The organism is Pantoea sp. SGAir0215, assembly GCF_043543215.1.
On the sequence record NZ_CP028031.1, the window covers coordinates 773009 to 799358 of the forward strand.

The window sequence follows — 26350 nt, forward strand, 5'->3', positions numbered from 1 at the left end:
GGCGTGACAGAGGGCCGCAATGTTACCGCAGTCCCCGTCATGTCTGTAGCCCGATCTGGCAACAGGCAGGGTCAGGCTTTGTCCTGCTCACGGGCACGCTGGCGGGAAAGACAAATGGCCTGATGATTGTCATCCGCCCACGCAATCAGTTGCTGCATCGGTTTAAGAAAAGAACGACCTAACTCTGTCAGACTGTACTCAACCCGTGGCGGCACTTCCGGATAAAGAGTCCGCAGGATATAGCCGTCCACCTCCAGCCGTTTCAGCGTTCGTGACAGCACCTGACGAGCGACATCGCCAATATGGCGGTGCAGCTCATTGAAGCGCAGCGTGCGCTCGGCCAGCGCCTCAAGAATCAGCAAACTCCATTTATCGCCAATCCGGTCAAGTACATCCCGAATGGGGCAAGGCTGTTCATAACTGAATGTGTTAGGGGATGACACAGACATGGAAAGGGTTCCTGCACGTTGTAATAGTCACTTTCATGTGACTGAGTCAGCACAAAGTGACGTCTTGTTATCCATTTTGCGCGAATGTACCATCCGCAGCGACAACAGTCTATTTTTGTGACCTGGTGTGATATCAAAACCCGATGGCGCGTCCGGGCCATGCCCGGCACCCTGTATAAAGTGATCCTCTGGCGCGGAGCGGTTAGCGCTGTAACGAATGAGCAAGGAGAAAAATGATGGCAACCTTTCTGAAAACCCTGCTGCTGACGGCAGGTATCCTGACAGCGAGCGCTGGGTACGCCGTGCAACCGAAAGAAGGCCGCGATCTTAACGTGGAAGAGGCCAATCGTGCGCTGGTGATCAACTTTTATAATCAATTTTTCAATCAGCACAAGGTGACAGAAGCGGCCCGGGTCGTGGCGGACGATTACCGCCAGCACAATCCCGGGGTGCCGAATGGCAAGGCACCGCTGGTTAACTTTTTCAGCGATTTTTTCAGCAAAAACCCACAGTCAAAAGCGCGCATCGTTCGCAGTGCAACCGACGGTGATCTGGTATGGCTGCATGTTCACTCGACCAATGGTGAACACGATCGTGGTCAGGCTGTTACGGATATTTTCCGCGTGAAAAACGGCAAAATTGTCGAGCACTGGGATGTGATTCAGGCCGTACCGGCGACCTCAGCGAATACCAATACGATGTTCTGAGGCAGTCAGGATACTGTGTGGCAGGGCCTGAACGGTGCCACGCGTCGATTCGCTTAACCGGTCAGGTAGGTCGCGGTTGCGGTGGCAATGTAAAGGCCCTGCTCATTATGTAATTCCACCCGCGCCACAGAGACTTTATTGCCGGCACGCAGTAAACGGCTGCTGGCAATAAAGCGCTCGCCCCGTCCGGGACGGAGATAATCCACCCGCATATCAATCGTCCCCATACGGGACAGTCGCTGGCGCAGCACGTCTTCGCTTATCTGCTCATCACGTGTCAAGGCATGGCTCACGCACACCATGCCCGCGGCGACATCCAGTACCGCTGCTGTTACACCACCATGAAGAATGTGCTGGGCGGCATTGCCCACCAGCATGGTTTTGTTGGCAAAACTGATTTCTGCGTAATCGGTTTCCAGGCGATCCAGTTCCAGACCCAGCGCCTGATTAAACGGCATGTGATAAATAAAAATTTCACCGACGAGGCGGCGAGCGTCCTGCTGAGTCAATAGCACGGATGACATGGTGTTTAGTCCTGAACAGCTGGTAATTGAACTGTAGATGTTAATAAGATGTTTATTCTATGCTTCGCTCGACAGGGTTTCCAGTTTAGGAAATCAGCGCTGATGTTCACCCACTTTTGTGTGTAGAATGTCCTGCTTTTTACAACACCCATTCGCTTTTATGAATACGCAGTTTTCACCGGAGAATCCTATGCGTAAGCATCGCGCCTTGCTGGCGGCAATGTTACTTCCTGCTTTGGCGCAGGCGGACGAAGCCACAATTAAACATGTTCACGATGCACCGCAGGTGCGAGGCAGCATCATTGCCAACCTGCTGGAGCAGCACGACAACCCGTTTGTGCTTTATCCTTACGAAAATAATTATCTGCTTTACACCTATACCAGCGACATAAATAAAGAGGCGATTTCCTCTTACAACTGGGCAAAAAACGCACGTAAAGATGAAGTGAAATTCCAGCTCAGCCTGGCATTTCCGTTGTGGCGTGGCATCGTCGGTGACAACTCCGTATTAGCGGCGTCTTATACTCAGCGCTCATGGTGGCAGTTATCCAATAAAAAAGAGTCGTCGCCTTTCCGTGAGACGAACTATGAGCCACAGATTTTCCTGGGCTGGGCGACCGATTACTCGTTTGCCGGCTGGACACTGCGTGACGTTGAGGTCGGTGTGAATCATCAGTCTAACGGCCGCAGCGATCCGACCTCACGCAGCTGGAACCGTGTTTATACTCGTCTGATGGCGCAGAACGGTAACTTCCTGGCCGAGATCAAGCCCTGGTTCCGTATTTCAGAAAGCGCGAATAATGACGACAACCCCGATATCACCAAATACATGGGTTATTATCGTGCGAAGTTAGGTTACGCCATGGGCGACAGTATTTTCAGCGTTGAAGGCAACTATAACTGGAATAGCGGCTACGGCGGCGCTACGCTGGGCTGGAGTTATCCGATCACCCAACACGTTCGTTTCTATACGCAACTGTTTAGCGGCTATGGCGAATCCCTTATTGACTACAACCATCGTCAGACACGCGTCGGTGTGGGCGTGACACTCAACGATTTATTTTAATTAACCATCAAGTCAGGATCACAGTGGCAACCTCGGCAGTTCTTAATCAGGAAGCGTTGGCGCAGCAGGTATTACAGGATACCTTCGGCTACCAGCAGTTTCGTCCCGGTCAGCAGGCCATTATCAATGAAGCGCTGAATGGGCGAGACTGCCTGGTGGTGATGCCAACCGGCGGCGGGAAATCACTCTGCTATCAGATCCCCGCGCTGGTGCGTGAAGGGCTGACACTGGTCGTCTCGCCCTTGATCTCGCTGATGAAAGATCAGGTGGATCAACTGCTGGCAAATGGTGTTGCGGCGGCGTGTCTCAATTCGACCATGACCCGCGAGCAACAGCAAAACGTCATGGCGGACTGCCGAAACGGACGCGTAAAGTTGCTCTATATTGCGCCCGAACGCCTGATGATGGATAACTTCCTGGAAAGCCTGGCGCACTGGCAGCCTGCGATGCTGGCGGTGGATGAGGCGCACTGCATTTCTCAGTGGGGACACGATTTCCGGCCCGAGTACGGCGCACTGGGGCAGATGCGTCAGCGCTTTCCCGATCTGCCGGTTATGGCGCTCACGGCGACCGCCGATGAAACCACCCGCCTTGATATCGTCAACCTGCTGCATATGCAGGACCCGCTGATTCAAATCAGCAGTTTTGATCGACCCAATATCCGCTATACGCTGGTGGAAAAATTCAAACCCACCGAACAGTTACTGCGTTACGTACAGGATCAGCGGGGCAAGTGCGGCATCATTTACTGCAACAGCCGGGCAAAAGTTGAGGACACGGCCGCGCGCCTGCAGAGCCGCGGTCTCAGCGTGGGTGCCTATCATGCCGGTATCGACAGCGCGCAGCGCGCCCGCGTGCAGGAAGCGTTTCAGCGCGACGATCTGCAAATTGTGGTCGCCACCGTGGCGTTTGGCATGGGCATTAACAAACCCAATGTGCGGTTTGTGGTCCATTTCGACATTCCCCGCAATATCGAATCCTACTATCAGGAAACCGGCCGTGCGGGTCGTGATGGCCTGCCTGCGGAAGCGATGATGCTTTATGATCCTGCAGATATGGCCTGGTTACGTAAATGTCTCGAAGAGAAACAGCCCGGCCCGCTGCAGGACATAGAGCGGCATAAATTGAATGCCATGAACGCCTTTGCTGAAGCGCAGACCTGTCGCCGTCTGGTGCTGCTGAACTACTTTGGTGAAGGGCGGCAGCAACCTTGTGGTAACTGCGATATCTGTCTCGATCCGCCTAAGCGCTATGACGGTCTGGTTGAAGCCCAGAAAGCGCTTTCGAGTATTTACCGTGTCGGCCAGCGCTTTGGCATGGGTTACATCGTTGAAGTTTTGCGCGGCGCGAACAATCATCGTATCCGTGAACAGGGTCACGACAAGCTGCCGGTTTATGGGCTGGGTAAAGAGAACAGCCATGAGCATTGGGTGAGTGTGCTGCGTCAGCTGATTCATCTGGGGTTAGTCACCCAAAATATTGCCATGCATTCTGCACTGCAACTTACCGAAGCGGCCCGACCGGTGCTGCGCGGTGAAGTCCCGCTGATGCTGGCGGTACCACGGCTCATTACAACCAGACCGAAAAGCAGCAGTTCGGCAAAAGTCTACGGGGGTAACTATGACCGTAAGCTGTTTGCCAAACTCCGCAAGCTGCGTAAGGCGATAGCGGATGAAGAGAACATTCCACCCTATGTGGTCTTTAACGACGCCACATTGCTGGAGATGGCGGAACAGATGCCGGTCAGTGCGTCAGACATGTTGAGCGTGAATGGGGTCGGTCACCGTAAACTCGAACGTTTCGGTAAGCCCTTTTTGCTGATGATTAAAGAGCATCTTGATGAAGAGTAAAGAGGCATTACCATGTTGATATTGTTTGGCACGATTGCGTTGGTCCACCTTGTTGCGCTCATGAGCCCCGGCCCGGATTTCTTTTTCGTTTCGCAAACGGCGGCCAGCCGTTCGCGCAAAGAAGCGATGTTGGGTGTGTTGGGCATTACGCTGGCGGTCATGATCTGGGCAGCGGTGGCGTTAATGGGCCTGCATTTGATCCTGCAAAAAATGGCCTGGCTGCATCAAATCATCATGGTCGGTGGCGGGCTTTACCTGTTATGGATGGGATGGCAGCTGATCCGTTCCGCGCGTCAACGTCATAAGCAGCCGGTACAGCAGGAGCCTGTCGTCGATCTGCCAAAGAAAGGCATGAGCTTTATCAAAGGGTTGTTAACCAATCTCTCTAACCCCAAAGCGGTGATCTATTTTGGTAGCGTCTTCTCATTATTTATCGGTAACGATGTCGGTGGGCTGGAGCGCTGGGGATTGTTTGTGTTGATTAGCGTCGAAACCTTTGCATGGTTTTCTCTGGTCGCCGCAATTTTTGCTTTGCCATGGATGCGGGATAAATATCAGCGTGCCGCGAAGTGGGTGGATGGCATGGCGGGCGTACTGTTCGCCGGATTTGGCATTCATCTTATCCTGTCACGCTAAGGTCGCCAGACCGGCTTTATGCGGCCGCCGACAGTATGCTCTGTCGTGCGGCTGCAGGTGTACATCAGGCCATTCGCCTTGCGCTGGCCAGCAGTCCGCCAATCGCAATAAATAATCCCCCGAAAATACGGTTTATCAGCTTCATCTGTTTAGGGCCTTTGATCCATCCTGCAATGCGCGTCGCTAAGGTGGCGTAACCAATCATCACCACGATATCCACCAGTACGGTGGTTATGCCCAGAACCAGATACTGCAGCATAAGGGGTTGGTGAGGCAGGATAAACTGCGGAAACAGCGCGGCCAGAAACACAATACTTTTGGGATTGGTGAGGTTCACCATGACAGCCCGTTTAAACAGGCGACGACGCGGCATCGCTTTTGACATCGCGTTGAGATCAATGGCGCCGGCAGCCCGCCACTGTTGAATACCCAGCCAGACCAGATAGCCGGCACCGGCCCATTTCAGAATCTCAAACGCCAGCAGCGACTGAGAAAACAGCGCGCCAAGACCCACCCCTACCAGGGCGATATGCAGCGCGAGCCCTACCTGCAGCCCGGAGATGGAGGCGACGGCACCACGATAACCGTGGCTGATGCCGGTGCTCATGGTGTTAATCGCGCCTGAGCCGGGTGAGAGGCTCAGAATTGTGGTGGTAAGAAGGTAGGTCAGCCACCATTCGATGGTCATGGGTTGTACTCCCGGTCTCGTCTGAAGTGTGACACAATACGCCAGAATGCTGCGCAGAGCCATGGACATCATGCGGCCGTTCAGACTCTTTTTTCCGGCAATCAGGAGGGCGGATGAAGCAACACAGGGCAAGCTGGCTGCGACGCGAAAAGGCCTTTGCCGCCTTTGCTACTGGCCCACTGCTTGATTTCTGGCACAGCCGTGAAGAGTGCGAATTCACTGGCGTTGGAAACCTGACATTGCGCTATGTCCGGTTCATTTCACCGCAACATAAACGCGTCATCCTTATCGTGCCGGGGCGCATCGAAAGCTACGTTAAGTATCCCGAACTGGCTTACGATCTTTTTCACTGCGGCTTTGATGTGATCGTGCTCGATCATCGCGGTCAGGGGCGATCGGATCGTCTGCTGGATGACTCTCACCGCGGGCATGTGGTGGAGTTCAGCCATTATGTTGATGACCTCGAAACGCTTTATCTCAAAGAAATTGTGAGCCGTCATTATCAGCAGCGCTATGCACTGGCTCATTCGATGGGCGGCGCGATTTTGACGCTTTTCCTGGCGCGTCAGCCCGGTGCATTTCATGCCGCCGCGCTGGTGGCTCCCATGTTTGGGATTGCGTTGCCGTTACCCGCTTTTCTGGCGCATAAGATTCTTGACTGGGCGGAAAAGCGCCCCGCTGTGCGTGAGGGTTATGCATTAGGCACAGGGCGCTGGCGGGCGCACCCTTTCGGCATCAACCGGTTAACGCACAGCCATGAGCGCTACCGCCGCAGTCTGCGTTTTTATGCGGATGATCCGGCTATTCGCGTGGGCGGACCTACGTATCACTGGGTCAGAGAAGGGATTCATGCCGGGCGCAATATTCTGAGCCAGGTGGATAACATTACGACTCCGTTGCTGGTGCTGCAGGCCAGTGAAGACAGCGTGGTGGATAATCGCTCGCAGGATCTGTTTTGTGACGCGATGGCGGCAGCCGGTCACCCCTGTCAGGGCCGGACACCGCAGGTTATCAGCGGCGCGCGCCACGAGATCCTGTTTGAAAAGGACAGCATGCGCGCCGAAGCGCTCAATACCATCGTCGATTTCTTTTTATCGCAGCATTAGTTCGCAATTTACATTACCGGCTACGGCCAACCGACACCGATACCCGAGGTTTTCATGTACCACATTGTTGTGTCCGATCTGGATGGCACACTGCTTTCTCCCGAACATCGCCTGACCGCCAATGCGCGCGAAACGCTTCAGCAACTGGTCGCGCAGGGCATTCACTTTATTTTTGCCACAGGCCGTCATCACATCGATGTCGGGCAAATGCGTGACAAGCTGGGGATTCCGGCTTACATGATTACGTCAAACGGCGCGCGCGTTCACAATCCGGCAGGGGAGCTGGTTTTTAGCCACAATCTGGACGCGGACATCGCCCACGATCTGTTTGGTCTGCAGTATCATCATCCGGACGTGCTGACGCATGTTTATCGCGACGATGAGTGGTTTGTCAGCCGCTGCAGTCCGGCGGAGAAGGATTATTTTCGCGAGTCCGATTTTCACTATCAGGTTTATGAGCCGGGCATGCTGCCGACGGATGGCATCAGCAAAGTCTTTTTTACCTGTGAAGAACCGGAACACCTTGTCCCTATGGAGCAGGCCATCGAAGCACGCTGGGGCGACAGGGTTAACGTGAGTTTTTCGCTGCCGACCTGCCTCGAAGTGATGGCAGGCGGCGTGTCAAAAGGCCATGCCCTGGAAGCGGTGGCAAAACAGTTAGGCTTTACGCTTAAAGACTGTATTGCGTTTGGTGATGGTATGAATGATGTCGAAATGCTGAGTATGGCAGGCAAAGGCTGCATTATGGCTAACGCCCATCAGCGTCTGAAAGACACCTTACCTGAACTGGAAGTGATTGGCAGTAATGCCCAGGATGCCGTCCCGGAGACGCTGAGAACACTCTATCTGTCGTAATCCGAAAAGAAGGCCGGTAAGCCGGCCTTCTGGCAAAGCCGTTATGCCCTTTTTTGCTTATGCCGGTGCTCACTGATCATGGTTAACAGCAGCAGCACTACCGCCATAACGGCGCCGGCAATCATCACGATGAATCCGCCATCCCAGCCGAAGTAATCGACGGTATAACCCACAATGGCGCTGGCCGCGACTGAGCCACCCAGATAACCGAACAGCCCCGTAAACCCGGCAGCCGTGCCAGCCGCTTTTTTGGGTGCCAGCTCCAGCGCATGCAGACCAATGAGCATTACCGGTCCATAAATCAGAAAGCCAATCGCGATCATGCAGGCCATGTCCACACCGGGATTGCCCGGCGGATTTAGCCAGTAGATGACGGTAGCAGCGGTAACCAGCGTCATAAAAAACACCCCTGTCGCACCACGGTTGCCGCGAAAGACCTTGTCTGACATCCAGCCGCACAACAGCGTACCGGGAATGCCCGCATACTCATAAAAGAAGTAGGTCCAGGAGGACTTATCAAGCGTGAAATGCTTTACTTCTTTCAGGTAGGTCGGTGACCAGTCGAGGATGCCGTAACGCAGCAGGTAGACAAACACATTTGCCAGAGCGATATACCACAGCAGTTTGTTGGGAAGGACATACTTCATAAAGATTTGTCTTGCAGTGAACTCTTCCTCATGACTTTCGTTGTAATCCACCGGATAGTCGTTTTTATAGGCCTCAATCGGCGGTAATCCACAAGATTGCGGCGTATCGCGCATCAGGGCAAAGGCCAGAATCGCAATGGCGATCGCCCCGAAGGCGGGCATATATAGCGCGGCTTTCCAGTCGTTGAACCACGCCATCCCCAGCAGAAACAGCAGGGGCGGAATCCCGCCGCCGACGTTATGCGCACAGTTCCACACAGAAACGATGCCGCCGCGCTCCTTTTGTGACCACCAGTGGACCATAGTGCGTCCGCAGGGCGGCCAGCCCATTCCCTGAAACCAGCCACAGATAAACAGCAGTACGAACATCACCATAATGCTGGAGGTTGCCCAGGGCACAAACCCCATAATCAGCATTATGGCAGCCGCCAGCGTTAAGCCGGCAGGTAAGAAGACCCGTGGATTTGACCGGTCTGACACCGAGCCCATAATAAATTTGGAAAAGCCATAGGCGATGGAGATGCCTGAAAGCGCAAAACCCAGATCGCCGCGTGAGAAGCCTTGTTCAACCAGGTAGGGCATCGCCAGGGCGAAATTCTTTCGAACCAGATAGTAGGCCGCATAGCCAACGAAAATCCCGATAAAGATTTGCCAGCGCAGGCGACGGTAGCGTGGATCGATACGATGGTCTTCGACCCGGGGCTGGTGTGGTGCAGGTTTAAAAATACTCAACATAGCGGTGGCCCTCCAGGGCGCATTATGATTTTGATTCCCGGCAGGTTGGGCAAAACTCAAGAAAACGGCGATCGGGATGCGCCATTTCGCGCAGAGAATAGACAGAGATACGTGGCTTTACTGTGATGAATGACAAATATGTTACAGATTTATGACAATCTGGCGCGAAAAGCTCAGGCCGATGCGCTGATGCGCACATTTTTCTGCTGACAGGATATGCCCGATAAGAAGGTAAAAAGTCTGACCGGCAAATTAATGCGTAACTGCCTGGTTAATGCACAGATGTCAACCAGATAAATCTCCCTGCTGTGCGGACATTGTTTACACTGTCGCTCTGTTTATTTCGGGGTTGTTACCGTGCTTTTATTGATTGTTACTACCATTCTATGGGCTTTTTCATTCAGCCTGATTGGCGAGTATCTTGCCGGTCAGGTTGACAGCTGGTTTTCGGTGCTGATGCGCCTGGTGCTGGCGGCCGTGGTATTTTTGCCTTTCCTGCGCTGGCGCGGCTATCGCCCCTCTACGCTCCTGCTGTATATGCTGGTAGGCATGCTGCAACTGGGCATCATGTATTTACTGAGTTTCGAAGCCTATCTCTATCTGAGCGTGTCTGAATTCCTGCTGTTTACCGTGATGACGCCGCTGTACGTCACGTTGATCTACGACGTGATCAGTCGACGGCCTCTGCGCGCAGGGTACATTTTCAGTGCGTTACTGGCTGTGGCGGGCGCGGCAATCATTCGTTATGACAAAGTCAGCGATAACTTCTGGTTCGGCCTGTTGCTGGTACAGTTAGCCAATATTTGCTTTGCAGCAGGTATGGTGGGCTACAAACGTTTGCAGGAAACCCGTCCTGTGCCGCAGCACACGGCCTTTTCGTGGTTCTATCTGGGCGCGGTGCTGATTGCGGTGGTGGCCTGGGCCGTCTGGGGCAACCCGCATAAACTCCCGACCACCTCACTGCAGTGGGGCATTCTGGTCTGGCTGGGCGTGGTGGCGTCCGGACTGGGTTACTTTATGTGGAACTACGGTGCTACGCAGGTCGATGCTGGCACGTTGGGCATCATGAACAACATGCATGTGCCGGCAGGCTTGCTGGTCAACCTGGCGATATGGCAGCAAAAGCCACACTGGCCAAGCTTTATTGCCGGTGCGCTCGTGATAGTAGCGTCCTTGTGGGTCCATAAGCGCTGGGTGGTCGGTAAGAACAATCAACAGTGAAGAAACAAGGCATCGCCGCGCACCGGCGCCAAAAGTAGCAGGCCGCTCAGTCTGTTGCGATCCCATGGCGGACGGGCGCGCGTCGGCAGAAGGCGAGCAAGACGACGTCTGCTCGCCCGGCAGAGCGGACCGCATTGTTATCCCGGTGCGCTTTCTCCGGCGGGACGAGCGTAAGTCGGAGGCTGGTTTAAGCGGGCTTAACTGGCGCAGGGCGATGAATCATCGTCAGCCCCTTGAGGAAATTACGCAGAATCTGGTCACCGCATTCACGATAGTTTTTGTGATCCGGTTTACGGAAGATCGCGCCAATCTCCGCCTGAGAGACGGTGAAGTTGGCTTTTTTCAGGATATCAGGGATGTCGGTCGTTTTCAGATCAAATGCAATACGCAGCTTTTTCATGAAAATGTTGTTATTCATCTTACGCTCGATGGAAGGCGCAGGGGCATCCTCACTTTTCCCACGGCGATGAAAGATTAAGCCATTCAGGAAATAGCCCATCAGGACATCGGGGCAGGGGCGAAATGCCGCATCCTCATCTTTTTTCAGCCAACTGGTGATATCGGCCTGAGGAACCTCGCACTCCGCTAAGGCAAAAATCGCCACCATTTTGGCATCGTTCAGATCGAGCATATAGCGCACGCTGCGCAAAATATCGTTGTTAGTCATGGTGAGATCGTCTCAAGGTCAGTCAACAGGCTGCGCATTATAGGGGATTTTGCCCGCCGCCGCGCAGCTTTGTCGCTCATGCGGCTAAACGGCTGCAGGATGCGCGGCATTCCTGACAAAAGGCAAATGTTCACAGGCATGCTGACGGGCAAAATGGATAAAGGCTTCCAGCACAGGCTGACGCTGCTCGCCGTCACGCACGGCGGCATAAAGCCGACTCCATAATCCCTCTCCCAGTGTTTTCGTGATCACTAACCCCTGTTTTTCAAAGCTCTCCACTACCCAGTGTGGCAGCGCGGCAATGCCCATGCGCGCCGACACCATCTGAATCATCAACAGCGTGTTATCCACATTCTTCAGTGCAGGACTGATGCCCGCGGGCTGAAGGAAATGACGCCAGATATCCAGCCGCTGACGCTGCACCGGGTAAATCATCAACACTTCGTCGGCCAGTGCGTCAGGGGATATATGTTCGACCTGAGCCAGAGGATGATCGGGTGCCAGCACCAGGCGCACTTCGAAATCGAACATCGGTGAATAGAACAGGCCCGAGCGCGGCAGAATATCGGACGTTAAAACGATATCCAGCTCACCCTGTTGCAGTGCAGGTTGCGGATCGAAGGTCACACCTGATTTAAAATCCATCACCACCTGTGGCCAGCTCTGACGAAACTTATCCAGTGCCGGCGTAAGCCACTGAATGCAGCTATGACATTCAATGGCAACACGAAGCGTAGTCTGTTGCGGCTCATGGCAGGCCTGAAGCGCCTGCTGAATTTGCGGCAGAATCTGTTCCGCCAGCTGCAACAGAATTTCGCCCTGCGGCGTGAAGCGCAATGGCTGGCTTTTGCGTACAAACAGGCGGAATCCCAGCCGCTGTTCCAGATCGCTGAACTGATGTGACAACGCCGACTGCGTCTGGTGAAGCTGGGCGGCCGCGGCGGCCAGCGAGCCGGTATTCCGCAGAGCCTGAAGCGTCCGGAGATGTTTGAATTCGATCATGAGGGTCCTTCACATCGAAACTGAATAATTTGCGCTTGAGAGACATACAGTACCCGCAGAATATAGCGGTGTAAACATCTGGACGGCTAAACGTGACTGGCGATCAGACTGACCCAGGCATTTCTGGAGAATAGCAAATACCAATCCATAACCCTACTCCCGGCTTTTCACGTACAGGTGTGCGGCGCGAACTGAAAAATTAGTATTTGCTTATCCAAACGGAACGGACCGGAGGGTGACGACATTCACTCAAGAAATAGCAGAAAAAATGAGGCGCGTTATGTTGCTGCAGAACGGCTATGGGACACTCCGCAATCCAGCCTGAAAACCCACCAGGCGCTGCTGAGCAGGGTTAACGCGGAAAAGCTCTCTGATTGCGGGTGTTGGATGGCGATGTCGGGAGTTTGGGCGCTTACGCGCCCTTTTTTTATCACTCAGTGGATGCGACACCGTACTGCTTAAACCAGGCTAACATACGTGCCCAGCCGTCTTTTGCCGATTCGGCATGGTAGCTCGGACGATAGTCGGCGTTAAAAGCATGCCCGGCATCGGGATACACAATGATCTCTGCCTTTGCGTTTGCAGCATGTAAGGCCTGGCGCATCTGCTCCACACTTTCCAGCGGAATGCCGTCATCCTGACCACCATACAAACCCAGCACAGGCGCGTTCAGATCCACAGCAATATCGATAGGATGTTTTTGCTGCTTCATGGTTTTTTCCCCTACCAGGCGACCATACCAGGCCACGGCAGCGCGAAGTTGCGGGTTGTGTGCCGCATAAAGCCAACTGATGCGTCCGCCCCAACAGAAACCGGTAATTCCCATCCGCCGGATGTCGCCACCGTTGCGGGCCGCCCAGTTAGCGGCATGATCGAGATCCGCCAGTACCTGGCTGTCAGGCACCTTGCTGACCAGTTCTTTAAACAGCGTAGGAATATCGTTGTAGTCGTTGGGGTCGCCTTCGCGGAAGTAAAGCTCTGGCGCGACAGCCAGATAGCCTTCCAGCGCCAGACGACGACAAATGTCGCGAATGTGTTCATGAACGCCGAAAATTTCCTGCACGACCAGCACAACAGGCAACGGCCCGTCTGCTGACTGCGGTTTCGCGTAAAAAGCCGGAAGATTTTCACCCTGACTCGGAATAGACGTCTCACCGGCGTGGATGGCCGGGCTGTCGGTAATAATGGTGGTCGAAGCCGTGGGCTGAACTGCCGGAGCAAACGCGCCTGCGGCTGATTTTTGTGTCATATTATCGTCGGTTTTCATCGTTATCTCCGTGCAAGCGTATGCGCAATCACGTAACTATAGCCTGGGCATTTATTACTGGTTCCGGGCAATGCGTAACAGAGCTTATAACCTTTAAAATACACTTCTCTTTAACATTCTCATGCTGCCTTCCACATCACCATATGTAGCATTACGGAAGGTCTGAGATAAATGTGTGATATTAATCACTAAAAATTTCATCGAAAATGTAACTTTCATTTTCTTGAGTGAAACCAGTCACACATTTAACCCGTCGGGTAACGTAAAGTGGCGTACTGTTTTTCCTTAACCCGGAGTCTGATATGACACAGTCTGACGTTTTCCATCTTGGCCTGACGAAAGCCGACCTGCAGGGGGCGACACTGGCCATTGTTCCTGGCGATCCGGAACGTGTAAAAAAAATTGCCGGACTGATGGACGATCCCCGGCACCTGGCTTCCCATCGTGAGTTCACCAGCTGGCTGGCTAAGCTTGACGGTAAACCCGTCGTGGTCTGTTCTACCGGGATTGGCGGACCTTCCACCTCCATTGCCGTCGAGGAGCTTGCTCAGCTTGGCGTGCGCACTTTCCTGCGTGTAGGGACAACGGGCGCCATCCAGCCGCATATCAATGTCGGCGACGTTCTGGTTACGACGGCGTCTGTACGCCTGGACGGTGCCAGCCTGCACTTCGCACCAATGGAATTTCCGGCCGTCGCCGACTTCACCTGCACAATGGCCTTAGTGGCTGCGGCAGAAGCCTGCGGTGCCAAAACTCATATCGGGATTACCGCCTCATCTGATACTTTCTACCCCGGCCAGGAGCGCTACGACACCTTCTCGGGCCGCGTCGTGAACCGTTTTCAGGGCTCTATGCAGGAGTGGCAGCAGATGGGCGTCCTGAACTATGAGATGGAATCGGCGACGCTGTTAACCATGTGCGCCAGTCAGGGCCTGCGCGCAGGCATGGTGGCGGGCGTGATTGTTAACCGCACGCAAAAAGAGATTCCCGATGCAGTGACGATGAAGCAGACCGAAAGCGATGCCGTCAAAATAGTAGTTGAAGCGGCCCGTCGCTTACTCTAGCCCTTCGTTTGACAGACAGGCCGGCTGTCCGGCCTGTCATGGCCTTGTCTTTACGTCTCGTCTTTCCCCCTCAGTAAATATATCTGGACATTCATACAGTGCGAATTTACCTTTTTCCTCAATAGCCTGACCAGCGGGGAGAATATGGATCAGCACATCATTATCAGCATCTGCCTTGGGCTCGCCGGCCTGGGTGTTGGCTGGATACTGGCGCAAATGCGTGTCAGTCATCAGTTAGCCAGCTTTACCACAGAGCGCCGTCTGCTTAACGAAGCACAACAACGTCAGCAACAGCATATCGAGCAGCTCCAGCAGCAGCTGCAACAGCGCGAACAGGAGTTGAGACAGCTTCATGGATCATTAAGCGGAGCCAATGAGCGCCTGCAACAGCTGGATTACTGGCGTAATGAGAGCGAGCAACTGACACGAGAGCTGCGCAATCAGCTGGAGGTGAACAGCGCGCAGGAAGCCGAGCTGCGTGAAGTGACCATCCGTCTTGAGGAAACCCGTTTTGCAGCGGAAGAGAAGCAGCGCCTGTTGACCAACAGCGAGCAGCGGCTTAGCGCGCAGTTTGAAAACCTGGCTAACCGAATTTTTGAAAACAGCGGTCGCCGCGTTGATGAGCAAAACCGTCAAAGTCTGAACAGCCTGATTGGGCCGTTGCGTGAACAGCTCGATGGCTTTCGGCGGCAGGTTAATGAGAGCTTTGGCGCGGAAGCGCGTGAACGCCATACACTGACCCACGAGATTCGTCAGCTACAGCAACTGAATGCGCAGATGGCCCAGGAAGCGCTCAACCTGACCAAAGCGCTCAAAGGCGACAACAAAATCCAGGGCAACTGGGGCGAGGTGGTGCTGAGCCGGGTACTGGAAGCGTCAGGATTGCGTGAAGGCTATGAATACGATATCCAGGTCAGCATGCAGAACGAGCAGCAAAGCCGCATGCAGCCCGATGTCATCGTCCGGCTTCCCCAGGGGAAAGATGTGGTGATCGACGCCAAAATGACGCTGGTTGCCTACGAGCGGCATTTCAACGCGGATGACGACATTGAACGTGAACAGGCCATTCAGGCGCATATCAGTGCCGTACGCGGCCATATCCGTTTGCTGGGCCGTAAAGATTATCAACAATTGCCCGGTTTACGCTCACTGGATTATGTGTTGATGTTTATCCCGGTTGAACCGGCGTTTTTACTGGCAATCGATCGGCAGCCAGAATTGATCGGCGAAGCGCTCCAGCAAAATATCATGCTGGTCAGTCCGACCACGCTGCTGGTTGCATTGCGTACCATCAACAATCTCTGGCGCTACGAGCATCAAAGCCGCAATGCGCAGCGGATTGCCGAGCGCGCAGCCAGGCTTTACGACAAAATGCGCCTGTTTGTTGATGATATGAGCGGTATTGGTTACAGCCTTGATAAGGCCCAAAACAGCTATCGTGAAGCGATGAAGAAGCTGGCAGAAGGGCGGGGTAATTTGATCGCACAAACGGAAGGCTTCCGTGACTTAGGTGTAGAGGTTAAACGCGCTATCAATCCCCATCTGGTCGAACGCGCGATGCCCGAAAATGAGCACGACAGTATGCCCGGTAACGACCAAAACGCAGAAGAAAGTTGTGAGCGGGTTCGGCACCTCCACGAATAAGCAGGTCGCCAACGTGCCTGACCTCCGTGACTCTGATACACTTCCATAAGTATTGTTTGTGGAGCAGGTAAAACCGATGGCAGATGAATCACAGCAGGAAACTACCCATTTTGGCTTTCAGACCGTCGCCAAGAGCGAGAAAGCCGACAAAGTCGCGGACGTGTTTCATTCCGTAGCGGCGAAATATGACCTGATGAACGACTTAATGTCGTTTGGCGTCCATCGCGTCTGGAAGCGTTTTACCATCGACAGCAGCGGTGTGCGTCGCGGTCAGCGTGTCCTGGATCTGGCCGGTGGAACCGGCGATTTAACCGCAAAATTTTCACGGCTGGTGGGCGAGACCGGGCAGGTTGTTCTGGCTGATATTAACAGCTCTATGCTGAAAATGGGCCGGGAGAAGCTACGAAACCTCGGTATCGTTGGCAATGTCAGTTATGTTCAGGCCAACGCCGAAGCGCTGCCGTTTCCTGACAACTACTTCGACTGCATTACGATCTCTTTTGGCCTGCGTAACGTTACGGAAAAAGAGAAGGCGCTGGCGTCGATGTTCCGCGTGCTGAAACCGGGTGGACGCTTGCTGGTGCTGGAGTTCTCGAAACCTGTTATTGAGCCGCTGAGCAAAGCCTACGATGCCTACTCGTTCCATATTCTGCCGCGCATCGGCCAACTGGTTGCTCAGGATGCAGAAAGTTATCGCTATCTGGCCGAGTCCATCCGCATGCATCCCGACCAGGAAACCCTGAAAGCGATGATGAACGATGTGGGATTTGAAAACACCACCTATTCAAATATGACGGGCGGCATCGTGGCACTTCATCGTGGGTTTAAATTTTAACCATTATGACCATGACCTTAACCCCCGTCATCACTGCCGGTATTGAAACGGCGCTAAACCGTATTCTCTACCGCGATCGTGGTCTGAAAAGCGCACGTCAGCGTTTAGCAGGCAAGGTACTGATGTTGCGTTTGAGTGAGCTATCCTGGCCGCTGGTGCTGGTGTTCAGTGAGCAACAGCTGGATGTCCTTAGTGACTGGCAGGACAGCAGCGACTGCACGGTTATTACGCAGCTTAAGTCGCTGCCGAAGCTACGCGATCGCCAGCAACTGACGACGCTGATACGCAGCGGTGAGTTACAGGTCGAAGGGGATTTGCAGGTGGTGCAGCAATTCTCTGCGTTGATGGATCTGGCTGAGCTGGATCCTGCCGAATACCTGGCCCCCTGGATCGGTGATATCGCCGCGCAAGGGATCAGCCAGGGTGCGCAGCGCGCATTTCGCTTGTTTAAAGCAGAAACGCAGCGACGTCAGGATTATCTCGGTCAGGCGTTGACGGAAGAGTGGCGCGTTGCGCCAGGTGCGCTGGAATTTGCCTGGTTTGCTGAGGAAGTTAGCGCGATGGAACGTTCGCTTGAGGCGCTTAATGCGCGTCTGGCACAGCTGGAGGCGAAATGAGTTTTGGAGAGATCCGCCGGTTATATTTCATTATCAAGGTGTTTCTGACATACGGACTTGATGAACTGATTCCCCAAATGCGCATTACTCTGCCGCTTCGGCTGTGGCGGCGGTGCGTGTTTTGGATTCCTAACCAGCACAAACACGAACAGATGGGTATTCGGTTGCGTCTGGCGATGGAACAGCTGGGCCCCGTCTGGATCAAGTTTGGTCAGATGCTGTCCACGCGGCGTGACCTGTTTCCCCCGCAGATCGCCGATGAACTGGCCATTTTGCAGGACCGGGTTGCGCCTTTCGACGGCGTGAAAGCCAAAGCACAAATCGAAGCTTCCATGGGGGCACCGATTGAGTCCTGGTTTGATGACTTCGATATCACCCCACTGGCTTCTGCCTCTATTGCGCAGGTTCACACGGCAACACTGAAATCCAACGGCAAAAAGGTTGTCATTAAGGTTATCCGCCCGGATATTCTGCCGGTGATCAAAGCCGATATGAAGCTGATCTACCGCATCGCCCGTTGGGTACCGCGCCTGCTGCCGGATGGTCGCCGTCTGCGTCCGGTTGAGGTGGTGCGCGATTATGAAAAAACGCTGATCGACGAATTAAACCTGCTGCGCGAAGCGGCCAATGCCATCCAGCTGCGGCGTAACTTCGAAAACAGCCGCATGCTGTATGTTCCCGAGGTTTACTCCGACTACTGCAGCGAAACCATGATGGTGATGGAACGCATCTACGGTATTCCTATCTCCGATGTGGCGACGCTGGAGCAGCATGGCGTTAACATGAAACTGTTAGCCGAACGCGGCGTACAGGTGTTCTTCACACAGGTTTTCCGCGACAGCTTCTTCCATGCAGACATGCACCCTGGCAACATCTTTGTCAGCTATGAGCATCCAGAAGACCCGCAATATATCGGCATCGACTGCGGGATTGTCGGCTCGTTGAACAAAGAAGATAAGCGCTATCTGGCCGAAAACTTTATCGCCTTCTTTAACCGGGATTACCGCAAAGTTGCAGAGCTGCATGTTGACTCTGGCTGGGTACCGGCAGATACCAACGTGGAAGACTTTGAGTTTGCCATTCGTACGGTGTGCGAACCCATCTTTGAAAAACCGCTGGCTGAAATTTCATTTGGTCATGTGCTGCTAAACCTGTTTAACACGGCGCGACGTTTCAATATGGAAGTGCAGCCACAGTTGGTGCTGTTGCAAAAAACGTTGCTCTATATCGAAGGGATTGGCCGGCAGCTCTATCCGCAACTGGACTTATGGAAAACGGCGAAACCGTTCCTTGAAGACTGGATTAAAGATCAGATTGGTATTCCGGCGATCATTCGCGCAGTGAAAGAAAAAGCGCCCTACTGGGCAGAGAAACTGCCCGAGCTGCCCGAGTTGTTCTATGACAGCATGCAGCAGCATAAGCAGTTACGTCTTAGCGTCGATAAACTCGTGAACGATTTGAGTGTCCAACGTACACGTCAGCATCAGGCGCGTTTCCTGTTTGGCGTCGGTGCCACGCTGCTGATTAGCGGTACAGCGGTACTCCTCAGCAGGCCTGAGTGGGACCTGTTTCCGGCGGCATTAATGGCGGCAGGTTTTGTCAGTTGGTTAATCGGCTGGCGCAAGACAAACTGATTGTCACTCGCGGCTGAAACGCGGTAATGTCGCTGACTGAGACCCGAATTAACAAGGGTTTAGGTTGTGCTTCATTCCGCAGTTTTTAACAAAAAATCGAGGCTATCTCATGGGCGGTATCAGTATTTGGCAGTTATTAATTATTGCCGTGATTGTGGTGCTTTTGTTCGGTACCAATAAGTTACGTAATCTGGGGTCGGATTTGGGTTCGTCTATCCGTGGTTTCAAGAAAGCCATGAGTGATGAAGACGACAAAAAAGATCAGCCAAAAGAGCAGGACGCGGATTTCCATGCGAAAACGCTGGCGGACAAACAGCCAACGTCTGCTCAGAAAGACGACATTAAGAACGACAAGCAGGTGTAAACCGTGTTCGATATTGGTTTTGGTGAGTTGCTATTAGTCTTCGTGATCGGGCTGATTGTCCTGGGTCCGCAACGTTTGCCGCATGCGGTTAAAACGGTTGTCGGATGGATTCGGGCGGTCCGTTCACTGGCGGCCAATGTTCAGAGTGAGCTGGCGCAAGAGCTGAAACTGCAGGAACTGCAGGACAGCCTGAAAAAGGTGGAGGAAGCCAGCCACGGCACATTGTCGCCTGAGCTGAAAGAATCCATGGAAGCGTTGCGTAAAACCGCGGATTCAATGAAACGCTCGGTTCAACAGAGCATTGATATCGAAAGAGAAGAAGACGAAGCAAACACCATCCATTCCCCGTTACACCAGACGGGGAGTGACTCGCCGAAACCGGTGACGCCTGTGGCCAGTGAGCAGCAGGCACAGTCACCCGCACACGCACCTGTTGAACCCCATGTCGACGCTGCGGTTGCACCGGCACAGGACAGCAACACGGCGACCACGCCGGTCCCGCCGCGGCCTGCGTCCGGCTATGCCAGTGCTCCGCCGCAATCGCCGGGTCGGACAGACGCACCGCCTGCGGAAAAACCGGGCAACGCCGCGCCGTCGCTCAACCCAGCTTCTCCTCCTTCTGCAAGTGATGAACGATAATGGCCGTTGAAGATACCCAACCACTTATCAGCCATCTGATTGAGCTGCGTAAACGTCTGCTGAACTGCATAATTGCTGTGTTAGTTATTTTTCTGGCACTGATCTACTTTGCTAATGACATCTACCATGCCGTGGCGTCGCCACTGATCAATCAGATGCCAGCGGGTGCCAGCATGATCGCGACGGATGTCGCCTCACCTTTCTTCACGCCGATAAAGCTGACGATGATCGTGTCGGTGTTCCTTGCCGTGCCGGTTATTCTTTATCAGGTCTGGGCGTTTATTGCGCCAGCGCTTTATCGCCACGAACGTAAGCTGGTCATGCCGCTGCTGTTTTCCAGTACGCTACTGTTTTATGTTGGCGTGGCCTTTGCCTATTTCATTGTTTTTCCGCTGGCTTTCGGCTTTTTTGCGAAAACCGCGCCGCAGGGCGTCACTATCGCGACAGATATCACCAACTATCTCGATTTTGTCATGACCTTGTTTATGGCGTTTGGTGTGGCATTTGAAGTGCCGGTAGCCATAGTGCTGCTGTGCTGGACCGGTATTACCAGCCCTGAGGATTTAAAAAAGAAGCGTCCTTACATCCTGGTCGGCGCGTTTGTTGTCGGGATGCTGCTCACACCACCGGACGTTTTTTCTCAAACTTTGCTCGCTATTCCGATGTACTGCCTGTTTGAAGTCGGCGTATTCTTTTCACGGTACTATGTGGGAAAAGGCCGTCAGACAGAGGATGAGGAACAGAACACCGAATCCTGATGTCGTATTCAGTACACCCGCAGAAGCGGGAGACACAAGCCAAAAACCGCCGTCAGGCGGTTTTTTGTTTAGGATGTTTTTGACAGAGAGTAAAAATATGTTTGATATCGGTGTAAACCTGACCAGCACGCAGTTCGCCTCCGATCGAAAAAAGGTGATTACGCGCGCCCGTGACGCGGGCGTCACCGGCATGTTGATTACCGGTACCAATGCGCTGGAAAGTCAGCAGGCGCAGCGGCTGGCTGAGGCTCATCCGGGTTACTGCTGGTCCACCGCGGGCGTGCATCCCCATCATGCCAGTGAGTGGTCACAAGAGGTCGCGAATACGCTGCGCCGGCTGGCGGAAAAAGCCCAGGTTGTGGCGATAGGTGAATGCGGGCTGGATTTCAATCGTAACCTGTCCGCACATCAGCAGCAGGAATATGCGTTTGACGCGCAACTGGCATTAGCTGCGGAACTGAATATGCCCGTGTTTCTTCACTGTCGGGAAGCGCATGAACGCTTTGCTGCGGTACTTGAACCCTGGTTGCCCAAATTACCCGCCGCCGTGATTCACTGTTTTACCGGTACCCGGGAAGAGTTAGCGGCCTGCCTGGAAATGGGCTTATCGGTAGGCATTACCGGTTGGGTATGCGATGAACGCCGGGGAATTGCCCTGCGTGAGATGTTGCCGTTGATTCCCGCCGAACGGTTGCTACTGGAAACGGATGCGCCCTATCTGTTACCGCGGGATATGCGCCCACGGCCAACTTCCCGACGCAATGAACCCTGTTTTTTACCGCATATCCTGCAGCAGGTCGCGAACTGGCGAGGCGAGGAACCAGAGGCGCTGGCAGCCCAGGTGGATCATAATGCGCGCACGCTGTTCGGGCTGCGTTAGGCTTTACGGAATTGTCGGTTATCCACGCTCCGGACAACCTGTTTGTTTAGCAGATTCAGCAACAGGATGATGCGCCCTATCTGTTACCGCGGGATATGCGCCCACGGCCAACTTCCCGACGCAATGAACCCTGTTTTTTACCGCATATCCTGCAGCAGGTCGCGAACTGGCGAGGCGAGGAACCAGAGGCGCTGGCAGCCCAGGTGGATCATAATGCGCGCACGCTGTTCGGGCTGCGTTAGGCTTTACGGAATTGTCGGTTATCCACGCTCCGGACAACCTGTTTGTTTAGCAGATTCAGCAACAGGATGGAGCGTGCTTCGCCATCGGGCTCTGAGAAGATAGCCCGCAGACCTTCAAACGTCCCTTCGGTGATGATGACTTCATCGCCGTTTTGCGGCGTTTCAGGATCGATCAGCGTTTGTGGCACATCAGTCTGCAGTGCATCAATAACGACAGCAGGTACGGTGGCCGGCGTCGCGCCAAAGCGCACGAAATGGCTGACGCCACGTGTACTGCTGATGGTTGTGGTGTGAATGGCTTCGGGGTCAAACTCAATGAACAGGTAGTTTGGGAACAGCGGTTCACTTACGGTAGTTCGCTTGCCACGCACAATTTTCTCAAGCGCGATCATGGGGCTCAGGCAATTTACGGCTTGCCGCTCAAGATGCTCTTTCGCACGCAATAGCTGCCCACGTTTGCAATAGAGTAAGTACCAGGATTCCATAACTGCTCCCAATGAATGGACGCTAAGAATAGCAAACCTCCACTCAGAGTTATAGCGCATTGGGGTCTGTTACGCGGCGTTGCCTGGAAAATAAACTAAGATTGTTCTGAATGACGAATGCCATCGCATAAAATGAAAAAATAGCCATTATGCGGTAAGGTTCAGCACGAAAACTAAGCGACATTATTCGTCTGATGGTTGCCCGTGACGGGCAAGATAAGCCATGCGGTGCATAAAGCTCCACACATTCATGTAATCAGCCCTATAATGGCAAATTCACTCTGGCCGGAAAGTTGAAGCCGCATGAAATATCAGGATTTAAGAGACTTTATTGCGCTGCTTGAACAGCGTGGTGAACTCAAGCGTATCTCGCACGTGATCGACCCCGAACTGGAAATGACCGAAATTGCCGATCGCACCCTGCGTGCAGGCGGTCCGGCATTGCTGTTTGAGAACCCAAAAGGTTACGACATGCCTGTACTGTGTAACCTGTTCGGTACGCCAAAACGCGTGGCCATGGGCATGGGCCAGGAAGAGGTCAGCGCACTGCGTGAAGTGGGTGAATTGCTGGCCTTTTTAAAAGAACCTGAGCCACCGAGAGGTTTCCGCGATCTGTTCAGTAAAATGCCGCAGTTTAAGCAAGTACTGAATATGCCGACCAAAAGGTTGCGCAATGCGCCCTGTCAGGAGGTGGTTTTCAGTGGTGATGAGGTCGACCTGACCCGAATCCCGGTCATGAAATGCTGGCCCGGCGACGCTGCCCCGCTGATTACATGGGGATTAACCGTAACGCGCGGCCCGCATAAAGAGCGACAAAATTTAGGCATCTATCGTCAGCAGGTGATTGGCAAAAATCGCCTGATCATGCGCTGGCTTTCTCATCGTGGTGGTGCCCTGGATTATCTTGAATGGTGCAAGGCACATCCTGGCGAACGTTTCCCGGTGTCCGTTGCACTGGGCGCCGATCCGGCGACCATTCTGGGGGCTGTCACGCCCGTCCCTGACACGTTGTCAGAGTATGCGTTTGCCGGTCTGCTGCGCGGCAACAAGACCGAAGTCGTCAAGTGCCTCTCAAACGATCTGGAAGTGCCTGCGAGCGCCGAAATTGTGCTGGAAGGCTATATCGAACCCGGTGACATGGCACCTGAAGGTCCCTATGGCGATCACACCGGTTACTATAATGAAGTCGACAATTTCCCGGTGTTTACCGTTACGCACATCACGCAGCGTCATCAGGCGATCTACCATTCTACCTATACCGGAAGGCCACCGGATGAACCCGCCGTCCTGGGCGTGGCGCTGAATGAAGTGCTTGTACCGATTCTGATTAAACAGTTCCCGGAAATCGTCGATTTCTATTTGCCACCAGAAGGATGCTCTTACCGACTGGCGGTCGTGACGATTAAAAAACAGTACGCGGGACATGCCAAGCGCGTGATGTTTGGCGTCTGGTCATTTTTACGGCAGTTCATGTACACCAAATTTGTTATTGTGTGTGATGATGACGTTAATGCCCGCGACTGGAACGACGTCATCTGGGCAATCACGACGCGTATGGACCCGGCACGCGATACCGTATTGGTAGAAAACACGCCAATCGATTATCTTGATTTTGCGTCTCCGGTTTCCGGACTAGGGTCAAAGATGGGCCTCGACGCCACGAATAAATGGCCAGGTGAGACGCAACGAGAGTGGGGCACGCCGATTGTCAAAGATCCGGCCGTTACCGCACGTATCGACGCTATCTGGGATGACCTCGGTATTTTTGATCAACCATCACAGCGTTGATGGTGAGCAATAACCATAAAGACGACCCGACAGAGGGACCGCATGACAACGTTAAGCTGTAAAGTAACTTCAGTTGAGGCGATTACCGACACGGTGTATCGCGTTCGCCTGATTCCGGAAGCAGATTTTAGTTTTCGCGCAGGGCAGTACCTGATGGTCGTAATGGATGAGCGTGACAAGCGCCCGTTTTCATTAGCCTCCACGCCAATGGAAACTGAAATCATTGAACTGCATATCGGTGCCTCAGAGCTGAATCTCTACGCCATGGCGGTGATGGATCGTATTCAGCAGGAAGGGCAAATTGTGGTGGACATCCCACATGGTGATGCCTGGTTGCGTGAAGAGAGTGACAAGCCGTTAATCCTGATCGCGGGTGGCACAGGCTTTTCCTATGTGCGTTCCATTTTACTCACCGCGCTTGCCGAACAACCCAACCGTGATATTGCGGTTTACTGGGGCGGGCGCGAACTGAAGCATTTGTATGATTTGGACGAGCTGGAAGCACTGGCGATTAAGCATCCGAATCTGAAAGTGATTCCGGTTGTCGAACAGCCTGAAGCAGGCTGGCCGGGCCGTTCTGGTACGGTGCTGACAGCCGTCATGCAGGACTTTGCGACCCTGAGTGAGCATGAGATTTATATTGCCGGCCGCTTCGAAATGGCGAAAATCGCCCGTGAACGCTTTTGTTCAGAACGAGGTGCCGTTGAAGCACAAATGTATGGCGATGCGTTTGCTTTTATCTGACGTGACAGCACAAGAAAAAACCCGCCCCTGACAGGCGGGTAAATCTCACACTATAACGTTCCAACGTATTAAACGCGTTCAATAACGGTAGCGATGCCCTGACCCAAACCAATACACATGGAGGCCAGGCCGAACTGCGCATCGCGACGTTCCATAATGTTCAGCAACGTCGTGCTGATGCGTGCGCCTGAGCAGCCTAACGGATGACCCAACGCGATGGCGCCGCCATTGAGGTTGACCTTGTCATCGAGCCTGTCTGACAGGCCGAGATCGTTGATGCAGGGCAGAACCTGCGCGGCAAAAGCCTCGTTAAGTTCAAAAACATCAATGTCATTTACGCTCAGCCCGGCGCGCTTCAGTGCCAGCTTGCTGGCCGGGACCGGGCCGTATCCCATAATGGAAGGGTCGCATCCCACTACTGCCATACTTTTAAGGCGTGCACGGGGTTTCAGGCCCTGCTCTCGTGCGTGGCTTTCACTCATGATCAACATGCCCGCCGCCCCGTCTGATAACGCTGACGAACTGCCCGCAGTGACTGTTCCGTTCACCGGATCGAAGGCAGGCCGCAGCGCTGCCAGTCCTTCCAGGCTGGTATCTTCACGGATGACTTCGTCAACGTCATAGCGTTTCAGGACGCCATCGGCATCGTGACCATGCAGCGCAACAATTTCATTGGCAAAATCGCCACGCTGCGTGGCCTGCCAGGCACGCTGATGAGAGCGCAAAGCAAAAGCGTCCTGCTGCTCGCGGCTGATATGGTGCATGCGCGCCAGCATCTCTGCCGTTAGCCCCATCATCCCTGCGGCTTTCGCAACGGTACGGCCTAAACCCGGATGAAAATCGACGCCATGGTTCATGGGGACATGCCCCATATGTTCGACACCGCCAATTAAACAGGTCTGAGCATCGCCGACCATGATTGCGCGTGCGGCGTCATGTAAGGCCTGCATTGAAGAACCGCAAAGCCGGTTAACCGTTGTCGCCGGAACGCGGTGCGGGATTTCAGCCAGCAGCGCGGCGTTGCGGGCAATGTTGAAGCCTTGCTCCAGCGTTTGCTGCACGCAACCCCAGATAATGTCGTCCAGCGTGGCGGCATTCACCCCCGGGTTGCGGTTCAACAGAGCACGCATGACATGCGCGGACAGGTCCTCGGCGCGTACATGGCGAAACGCCCCACCTTTTGAACGGCCCATCGGCGTACGCACCGCGTCAATAATTACCACATTTTCCATTTTG

27 protein-coding genes and 2 pseudogenes are annotated in these 26350 nt (G+C 53.9%); 19 read left to right on the forward strand and 10 right to left on the reverse strand.

Features of this window, described 5'->3' with window-relative positions; translation table 11 throughout:
* Positions 1-71: 71 nt before the first annotated feature.
* Positions 72-449, reverse strand: coding sequence for a winged helix-turn-helix transcriptional regulator (locus C1N64_RS03725; RefSeq protein WP_006121455.1), 378 nt, complete (start codon positions 447-449; stop codon positions 72-74).
* Positions 450-682: 233 nt separating this feature from the next.
* Here C1N64_RS03725 and C1N64_RS03730 point away from each other — a divergent pair, with 233 nt between their 5' ends.
* On the forward strand, positions 683-1156 hold the full coding sequence (locus C1N64_RS03730; protein WP_006121456.1) for a nuclear transport factor 2 family protein: 474 nt from the start codon (positions 683-685) through the stop codon (positions 1154-1156).
* Between the two features lie 53 nt (positions 1157-1209).
* Here the strand turns inward: C1N64_RS03730 and C1N64_RS03735 are convergent, their stop codons facing one another.
* Complete coding sequence (locus C1N64_RS03735; RefSeq protein ID WP_058708545.1) at positions 1210-1680, reverse strand: thioesterase family protein; 471 nt, start codon at positions 1678-1680, stop codon at positions 1210-1212.
* Between the two features lie 190 nt (positions 1681-1870).
* On the opposite strand from C1N64_RS03735, the gene pldA reads away from it, so the two are divergent.
* The 3 genes from pldA to rhtC are packed head-to-tail and all read left to right on the forward strand — an operon-like array spanning position 1871 to position 5232.
* Complete coding sequence (pldA, locus tag C1N64_RS03740) at positions 1871-2746, forward strand: phospholipase A (protein ID WP_033737373.1); 876 nt, start codon at positions 1871-1873, stop codon at positions 2744-2746.
* A gap of 23 nt (positions 2747-2769) precedes the next feature.
* On the forward strand, positions 2770-4596 hold the full coding sequence (recQ, locus tag C1N64_RS03745; protein ID WP_006121459.1) for an ATP-dependent DNA helicase RecQ: 1827 nt from the start codon (positions 2770-2772) through the stop codon (positions 4594-4596).
* A 12-nt stretch (positions 4597-4608) separates the two neighbouring features.
* Positions 4609-5232 carry a threonine export protein RhtC gene (gene rhtC, locus C1N64_RS03750; protein WP_006121460.1) on the forward strand — a complete coding sequence of 208 codons (624 nt, stop codon included), beginning with the start codon at positions 4609-4611 and terminating at the stop codon, positions 5230-5232.
* Positions 5233-5296: 64 nt separating this feature from the next.
* On the opposite strand, the gene rhtB is transcribed toward rhtC, so the two are convergent.
* A complete protein-coding gene (rhtB, locus tag C1N64_RS03755; RefSeq protein WP_394515260.1) occupies positions 5297-5920 on the reverse strand; it encodes a homoserine/homoserine lactone efflux protein in 624 nt (207 codons plus the stop codon).
* A gap of 113 nt (positions 5921-6033) precedes the next feature.
* On the opposite strand from rhtB, the gene pldB reads away from it, so the two are divergent.
* Both pldB and yigL read left to right on the forward strand, forming a co-directional pair.
* Positions 6034-7026, forward strand: a complete 993-nt coding sequence (pldB, locus tag C1N64_RS03760; RefSeq protein WP_006121462.1) for a lysophospholipase L2 — start codon at positions 6034-6036, stop codon at positions 7024-7026.
* 54 nt (positions 7027-7080) lie between these two features.
* Entirely contained in the window at positions 7081-7881 is an 801-nt protein-coding gene (gene yigL, locus C1N64_RS03765; protein WP_033737375.1) for a sugar/pyridoxal phosphate phosphatase YigL, read from the forward strand.
* 41 nt (positions 7882-7922) lie between these two features.
* Here the strand turns inward: yigL and glpT are convergent, their stop codons facing one another.
* On the reverse strand, positions 7923-9263 hold the full coding sequence (glpT, locus tag C1N64_RS03770) for a glycerol-3-phosphate transporter (RefSeq protein WP_205950878.1): 1341 nt from the start codon (positions 9261-9263) through the stop codon (positions 7923-7925).
* A 357-nt stretch (positions 9264-9620) separates the two neighbouring features.
* Between glpT and C1N64_RS03775 the strand changes: the two genes are divergently transcribed.
* Positions 9621-10484: a carboxylate/amino acid/amine transporter gene (locus C1N64_RS03775; protein ID WP_054634714.1), complete on the forward strand. Its 864-nt coding sequence runs from the start codon at positions 9621-9623 to the stop codon at positions 10482-10484.
* A gap of 187 nt (positions 10485-10671) precedes the next feature.
* Here C1N64_RS03775 and C1N64_RS03780 read toward each other — a convergent pair whose 3' ends face one another.
* The 3 genes from C1N64_RS03780 to C1N64_RS03790 all read right to left on the reverse strand — a co-directional run bounded on the left by C1N64_RS03780 (position 10672) and on the right by C1N64_RS03790 (position 13420).
* Positions 10672-11151 (reverse strand): YehS family protein, encoded by a 480-nt coding sequence (locus tag C1N64_RS03780; RefSeq protein WP_033737377.1) that lies wholly within the window; start codon positions 11149-11151, stop codon positions 10672-10674.
* Between the two features lie 84 nt (positions 11152-11235).
* Positions 11236-12153 (reverse strand): HTH-type transcriptional regulator MetR, encoded by a 918-nt coding sequence (metR, locus tag C1N64_RS03785; RefSeq protein WP_006121468.1) that lies wholly within the window; start codon positions 12151-12153, stop codon positions 11236-11238.
* 430 nt (positions 12154-12583) lie between these two features.
* The gene (locus tag C1N64_RS03790; protein ID WP_006121469.1) at positions 12584-13420 is read right to left on the reverse strand and encodes a dienelactone hydrolase family protein; all 837 of its coding nucleotides are present in this window, start codon (positions 13418-13420) and stop codon (positions 12584-12586) included.
* A 302-nt stretch (positions 13421-13722) separates the two neighbouring features.
* On the opposite strand from C1N64_RS03790, the gene udp reads away from it, so the two are divergent.
* The 9 genes from udp to tatD all read left to right on the forward strand — a co-directional run bounded on the left by udp (position 13723) and on the right by tatD (position 21855).
* Positions 13723-14484 carry a uridine phosphorylase gene (udp, locus tag C1N64_RS03795; protein WP_394515261.1) on the forward strand — a complete coding sequence of 254 codons (762 nt, stop codon included), beginning with the start codon at positions 13723-13725 and terminating at the stop codon, positions 14482-14484.
* Between the two features lie 144 nt (positions 14485-14628).
* Positions 14629-16128 carry a DNA recombination protein RmuC gene (rmuC, locus tag C1N64_RS03800; RefSeq protein ID WP_394515262.1) on the forward strand — a complete coding sequence of 500 codons (1500 nt, stop codon included), beginning with the start codon at positions 14629-14631 and terminating at the stop codon, positions 16126-16128.
* Between the two features lie 76 nt (positions 16129-16204).
* Positions 16205-16963 carry a bifunctional demethylmenaquinone methyltransferase/2-methoxy-6-polyprenyl-1,4-benzoquinol methylase UbiE gene (gene ubiE / locus C1N64_RS03805; RefSeq protein ID WP_033737381.1) on the forward strand — a complete coding sequence of 253 codons (759 nt, stop codon included), beginning with the start codon at positions 16205-16207 and terminating at the stop codon, positions 16961-16963.
* A gap of 11 nt (positions 16964-16974) precedes the next feature.
* Positions 16975-17580 carry a ubiquinone biosynthesis protein UbiJ gene (locus C1N64_RS03810; protein ID WP_039339260.1) on the forward strand — a complete coding sequence of 202 codons (606 nt, stop codon included), beginning with the start codon at positions 16975-16977 and terminating at the stop codon, positions 17578-17580.
* A complete protein-coding gene (gene ubiB / locus C1N64_RS03815) occupies positions 17577-19214 on the forward strand; it encodes a ubiquinone biosynthesis regulatory protein kinase UbiB (RefSeq protein ID WP_006121474.1) in 1638 nt (545 codons plus the stop codon). Before C1N64_RS03810 ends, ubiB begins: the two co-directional genes overlap by 4 nt.
* Before the next feature lie 109 nt (positions 19215-19323).
* Positions 19324-19578, forward strand: coding sequence for a Sec-independent protein translocase subunit TatA (gene tatA / locus C1N64_RS03820; protein ID WP_033737383.1), 255 nt, complete (start codon positions 19324-19326; stop codon positions 19576-19578).
* 3 nt (positions 19579-19581) lie between these two features.
* A complete protein-coding gene (gene tatB, locus C1N64_RS03825) occupies positions 19582-20217 on the forward strand; it encodes a Sec-independent protein translocase protein TatB (RefSeq protein WP_033737384.1) in 636 nt (211 codons plus the stop codon).
* Positions 20217-20975 carry a Sec-independent protein translocase subunit TatC gene (gene tatC, locus C1N64_RS03830; protein WP_006121477.1) on the forward strand — a complete coding sequence of 253 codons (759 nt, stop codon included), beginning with the start codon at positions 20217-20219 and terminating at the stop codon, positions 20973-20975. Before tatB ends, tatC begins: the two co-directional genes overlap by 1 nt.
* A gap of 97 nt (positions 20976-21072) precedes the next feature.
* On the forward strand, positions 21073-21855 hold the full coding sequence (gene tatD, locus C1N64_RS03835) for a 3'-5' ssDNA/RNA exonuclease TatD (protein WP_006121478.1): 783 nt from the start codon (positions 21073-21075) through the stop codon (positions 21853-21855).
* On the opposite strand, the pseudogene C1N64_RS03840 reads toward tatD, so the two are convergent.
* Positions 21852-21923: pseudogene (locus C1N64_RS03840) on the reverse strand (transcription/translation regulatory transformer protein RfaH); the annotation flags it as partial. The gene tatD and the pseudogene C1N64_RS03840 overlap by 4 nt on opposite strands.
* Here C1N64_RS03840 and C1N64_RS03845 point away from each other — a divergent pair.
* Positions 21924-22097 (forward strand): annotated as a pseudogene (locus C1N64_RS03845) (TatD family hydrolase); the annotation flags it as partial.
* Here C1N64_RS03845 and rfaH read toward each other — a convergent pair.
* A complete protein-coding gene (gene rfaH / locus C1N64_RS03850; RefSeq protein WP_006121479.1) occupies positions 22094-22582 on the reverse strand; it encodes a transcription/translation regulatory transformer protein RfaH in 489 nt (162 codons plus the stop codon). The pseudogene C1N64_RS03845 and the gene rfaH sit on opposite strands and share 4 nt — an antisense overlap.
* Before the next feature lie 303 nt (positions 22583-22885).
* On the opposite strand from rfaH, the gene ubiD reads away from it, so the two are divergent.
* Positions 22886-24370 (forward strand): 4-hydroxy-3-polyprenylbenzoate decarboxylase, encoded by a 1485-nt coding sequence (gene ubiD / locus C1N64_RS03855; RefSeq protein ID WP_054634712.1) that lies wholly within the window; start codon positions 22886-22888, stop codon positions 24368-24370.
* Between the two features lie 42 nt (positions 24371-24412).
* Complete coding sequence (gene fre, locus C1N64_RS03860) at positions 24413-25114, forward strand: NAD(P)H-flavin reductase (protein WP_033737387.1); 702 nt, start codon at positions 24413-24415, stop codon at positions 25112-25114.
* Positions 25115-25182: 68 nt separating this feature from the next.
* On the opposite strand, the gene fadA is transcribed toward fre, so the two are convergent.
* On the reverse strand, positions 25183-26346 hold the full coding sequence (gene fadA, locus C1N64_RS03865) for an acetyl-CoA C-acyltransferase FadA (protein ID WP_054634792.1): 1164 nt from the start codon (positions 26344-26346) through the stop codon (positions 25183-25185).
* Between the last annotated feature and the right edge of the window lie 4 nt (positions 26347-26350).

What these genes read in the sequence shown, in the direction of transcription:
- fadA (WP_054634792.1), bottom strand. Translation starts at nt 26,346, where the DNA reads ATGGAAAATGTGGTAATTATTGACGCGGTGCGTACGCCGATGGGCCGT.
- tatA (WP_033737383.1), top strand. Translation starts at nt 19,324, where the DNA reads ATGGGCGGTATCAGTATTTGGCAGTTATTAATTATTGCCGTGATTGTG.
- pldA (WP_033737373.1), top strand. Translation starts at nt 1,871, where the DNA reads ATGCGTAAGCATCGCGCCTTGCTGGCGGCAATGTTACTTCCTGCTTTG.
- C1N64_RS03780 (WP_033737377.1), bottom strand. Translation starts at nt 11,151, where the DNA reads ATGACTAACAACGATATTTTGCGCAGCGTGCGCTATATGCTCGATCTG.
- glpT (WP_205950878.1), bottom strand. Translation starts at nt 9,263, where the DNA reads ATGTTGAGTATTTTTAAACCTGCACCACACCAGCCCCGGGTCGAAGAC.
- C1N64_RS03725 (WP_006121455.1), bottom strand. Translation starts at nt 449, where the DNA reads ATGTCTGTGTCATCCCCTAACACATTCAGTTATGAACAGCCTTGCCCC.
- pldB (WP_006121462.1), top strand. Translation starts at nt 6,034, where the DNA reads ATGAAGCAACACAGGGCAAGCTGGCTGCGACGCGAAAAGGCCTTTGCC.
- tatD (WP_006121478.1), top strand. Translation starts at nt 21,073, where the DNA reads ATGTTTGATATCGGTGTAAACCTGACCAGCACGCAGTTCGCCTCCGAT.
- metR (WP_006121468.1), bottom strand. Translation starts at nt 12,153, where the DNA reads ATGATCGAATTCAAACATCTCCGGACGCTTCAGGCTCTGCGGAATACC.
- ubiE (WP_033737381.1), top strand. Translation starts at nt 16,205, where the DNA reads ATGGCAGATGAATCACAGCAGGAAACTACCCATTTTGGCTTTCAGACC.
- rfaH (WP_006121479.1), bottom strand. Translation starts at nt 22,582, where the DNA reads ATGGAATCCTGGTACTTACTCTATTGCAAACGTGGGCAGCTATTGCGT.
- udp (WP_394515261.1), top strand. Translation starts at nt 13,723, where the DNA reads ATGACACAGTCTGACGTTTTCCATCTTGGCCTGACGAAAGCCGACCTG.
- ubiB (WP_006121474.1), top strand. Translation starts at nt 17,577, where the DNA reads ATGAGTTTTGGAGAGATCCGCCGGTTATATTTCATTATCAAGGTGTTT.
- rhtB (WP_394515260.1), bottom strand. Translation starts at nt 5,920, where the DNA reads ATGACCATCGAATGGTGGCTGACCTACCTTCTTACCACCACAATTCTG.
- C1N64_RS03730 (WP_006121456.1), top strand. Translation starts at nt 683, where the DNA reads ATGATGGCAACCTTTCTGAAAACCCTGCTGCTGACGGCAGGTATCCTG.
- tatC (WP_006121477.1), top strand. Translation starts at nt 20,217, where the DNA reads ATGGCCGTTGAAGATACCCAACCACTTATCAGCCATCTGATTGAGCTG.
- rmuC (WP_394515262.1), top strand. Translation starts at nt 14,629, where the DNA reads ATGGATCAGCACATCATTATCAGCATCTGCCTTGGGCTCGCCGGCCTG.
- ubiD (WP_054634712.1), top strand. Translation starts at nt 22,886, where the DNA reads ATGAAATATCAGGATTTAAGAGACTTTATTGCGCTGCTTGAACAGCGT.
- yigL (WP_033737375.1), top strand. Translation starts at nt 7,081, where the DNA reads ATGTACCACATTGTTGTGTCCGATCTGGATGGCACACTGCTTTCTCCC.
- C1N64_RS03735 (WP_058708545.1), bottom strand. Translation starts at nt 1,680, where the DNA reads ATGTCATCCGTGCTATTGACTCAGCAGGACGCTCGCCGCCTCGTCGGT.
- C1N64_RS03810 (WP_039339260.1), top strand. Translation starts at nt 16,975, where the DNA reads ATGACCTTAACCCCCGTCATCACTGCCGGTATTGAAACGGCGCTAAAC.
- rhtC (WP_006121460.1), top strand. Translation starts at nt 4,609, where the DNA reads ATGTTGATATTGTTTGGCACGATTGCGTTGGTCCACCTTGTTGCGCTC.
- fre (WP_033737387.1), top strand. Translation starts at nt 24,413, where the DNA reads ATGACAACGTTAAGCTGTAAAGTAACTTCAGTTGAGGCGATTACCGAC.
- C1N64_RS03790 (WP_006121469.1), bottom strand. Translation starts at nt 13,420, where the DNA reads ATGAAAACCGACGATAATATGACACAAAAATCAGCCGCAGGCGCGTTT.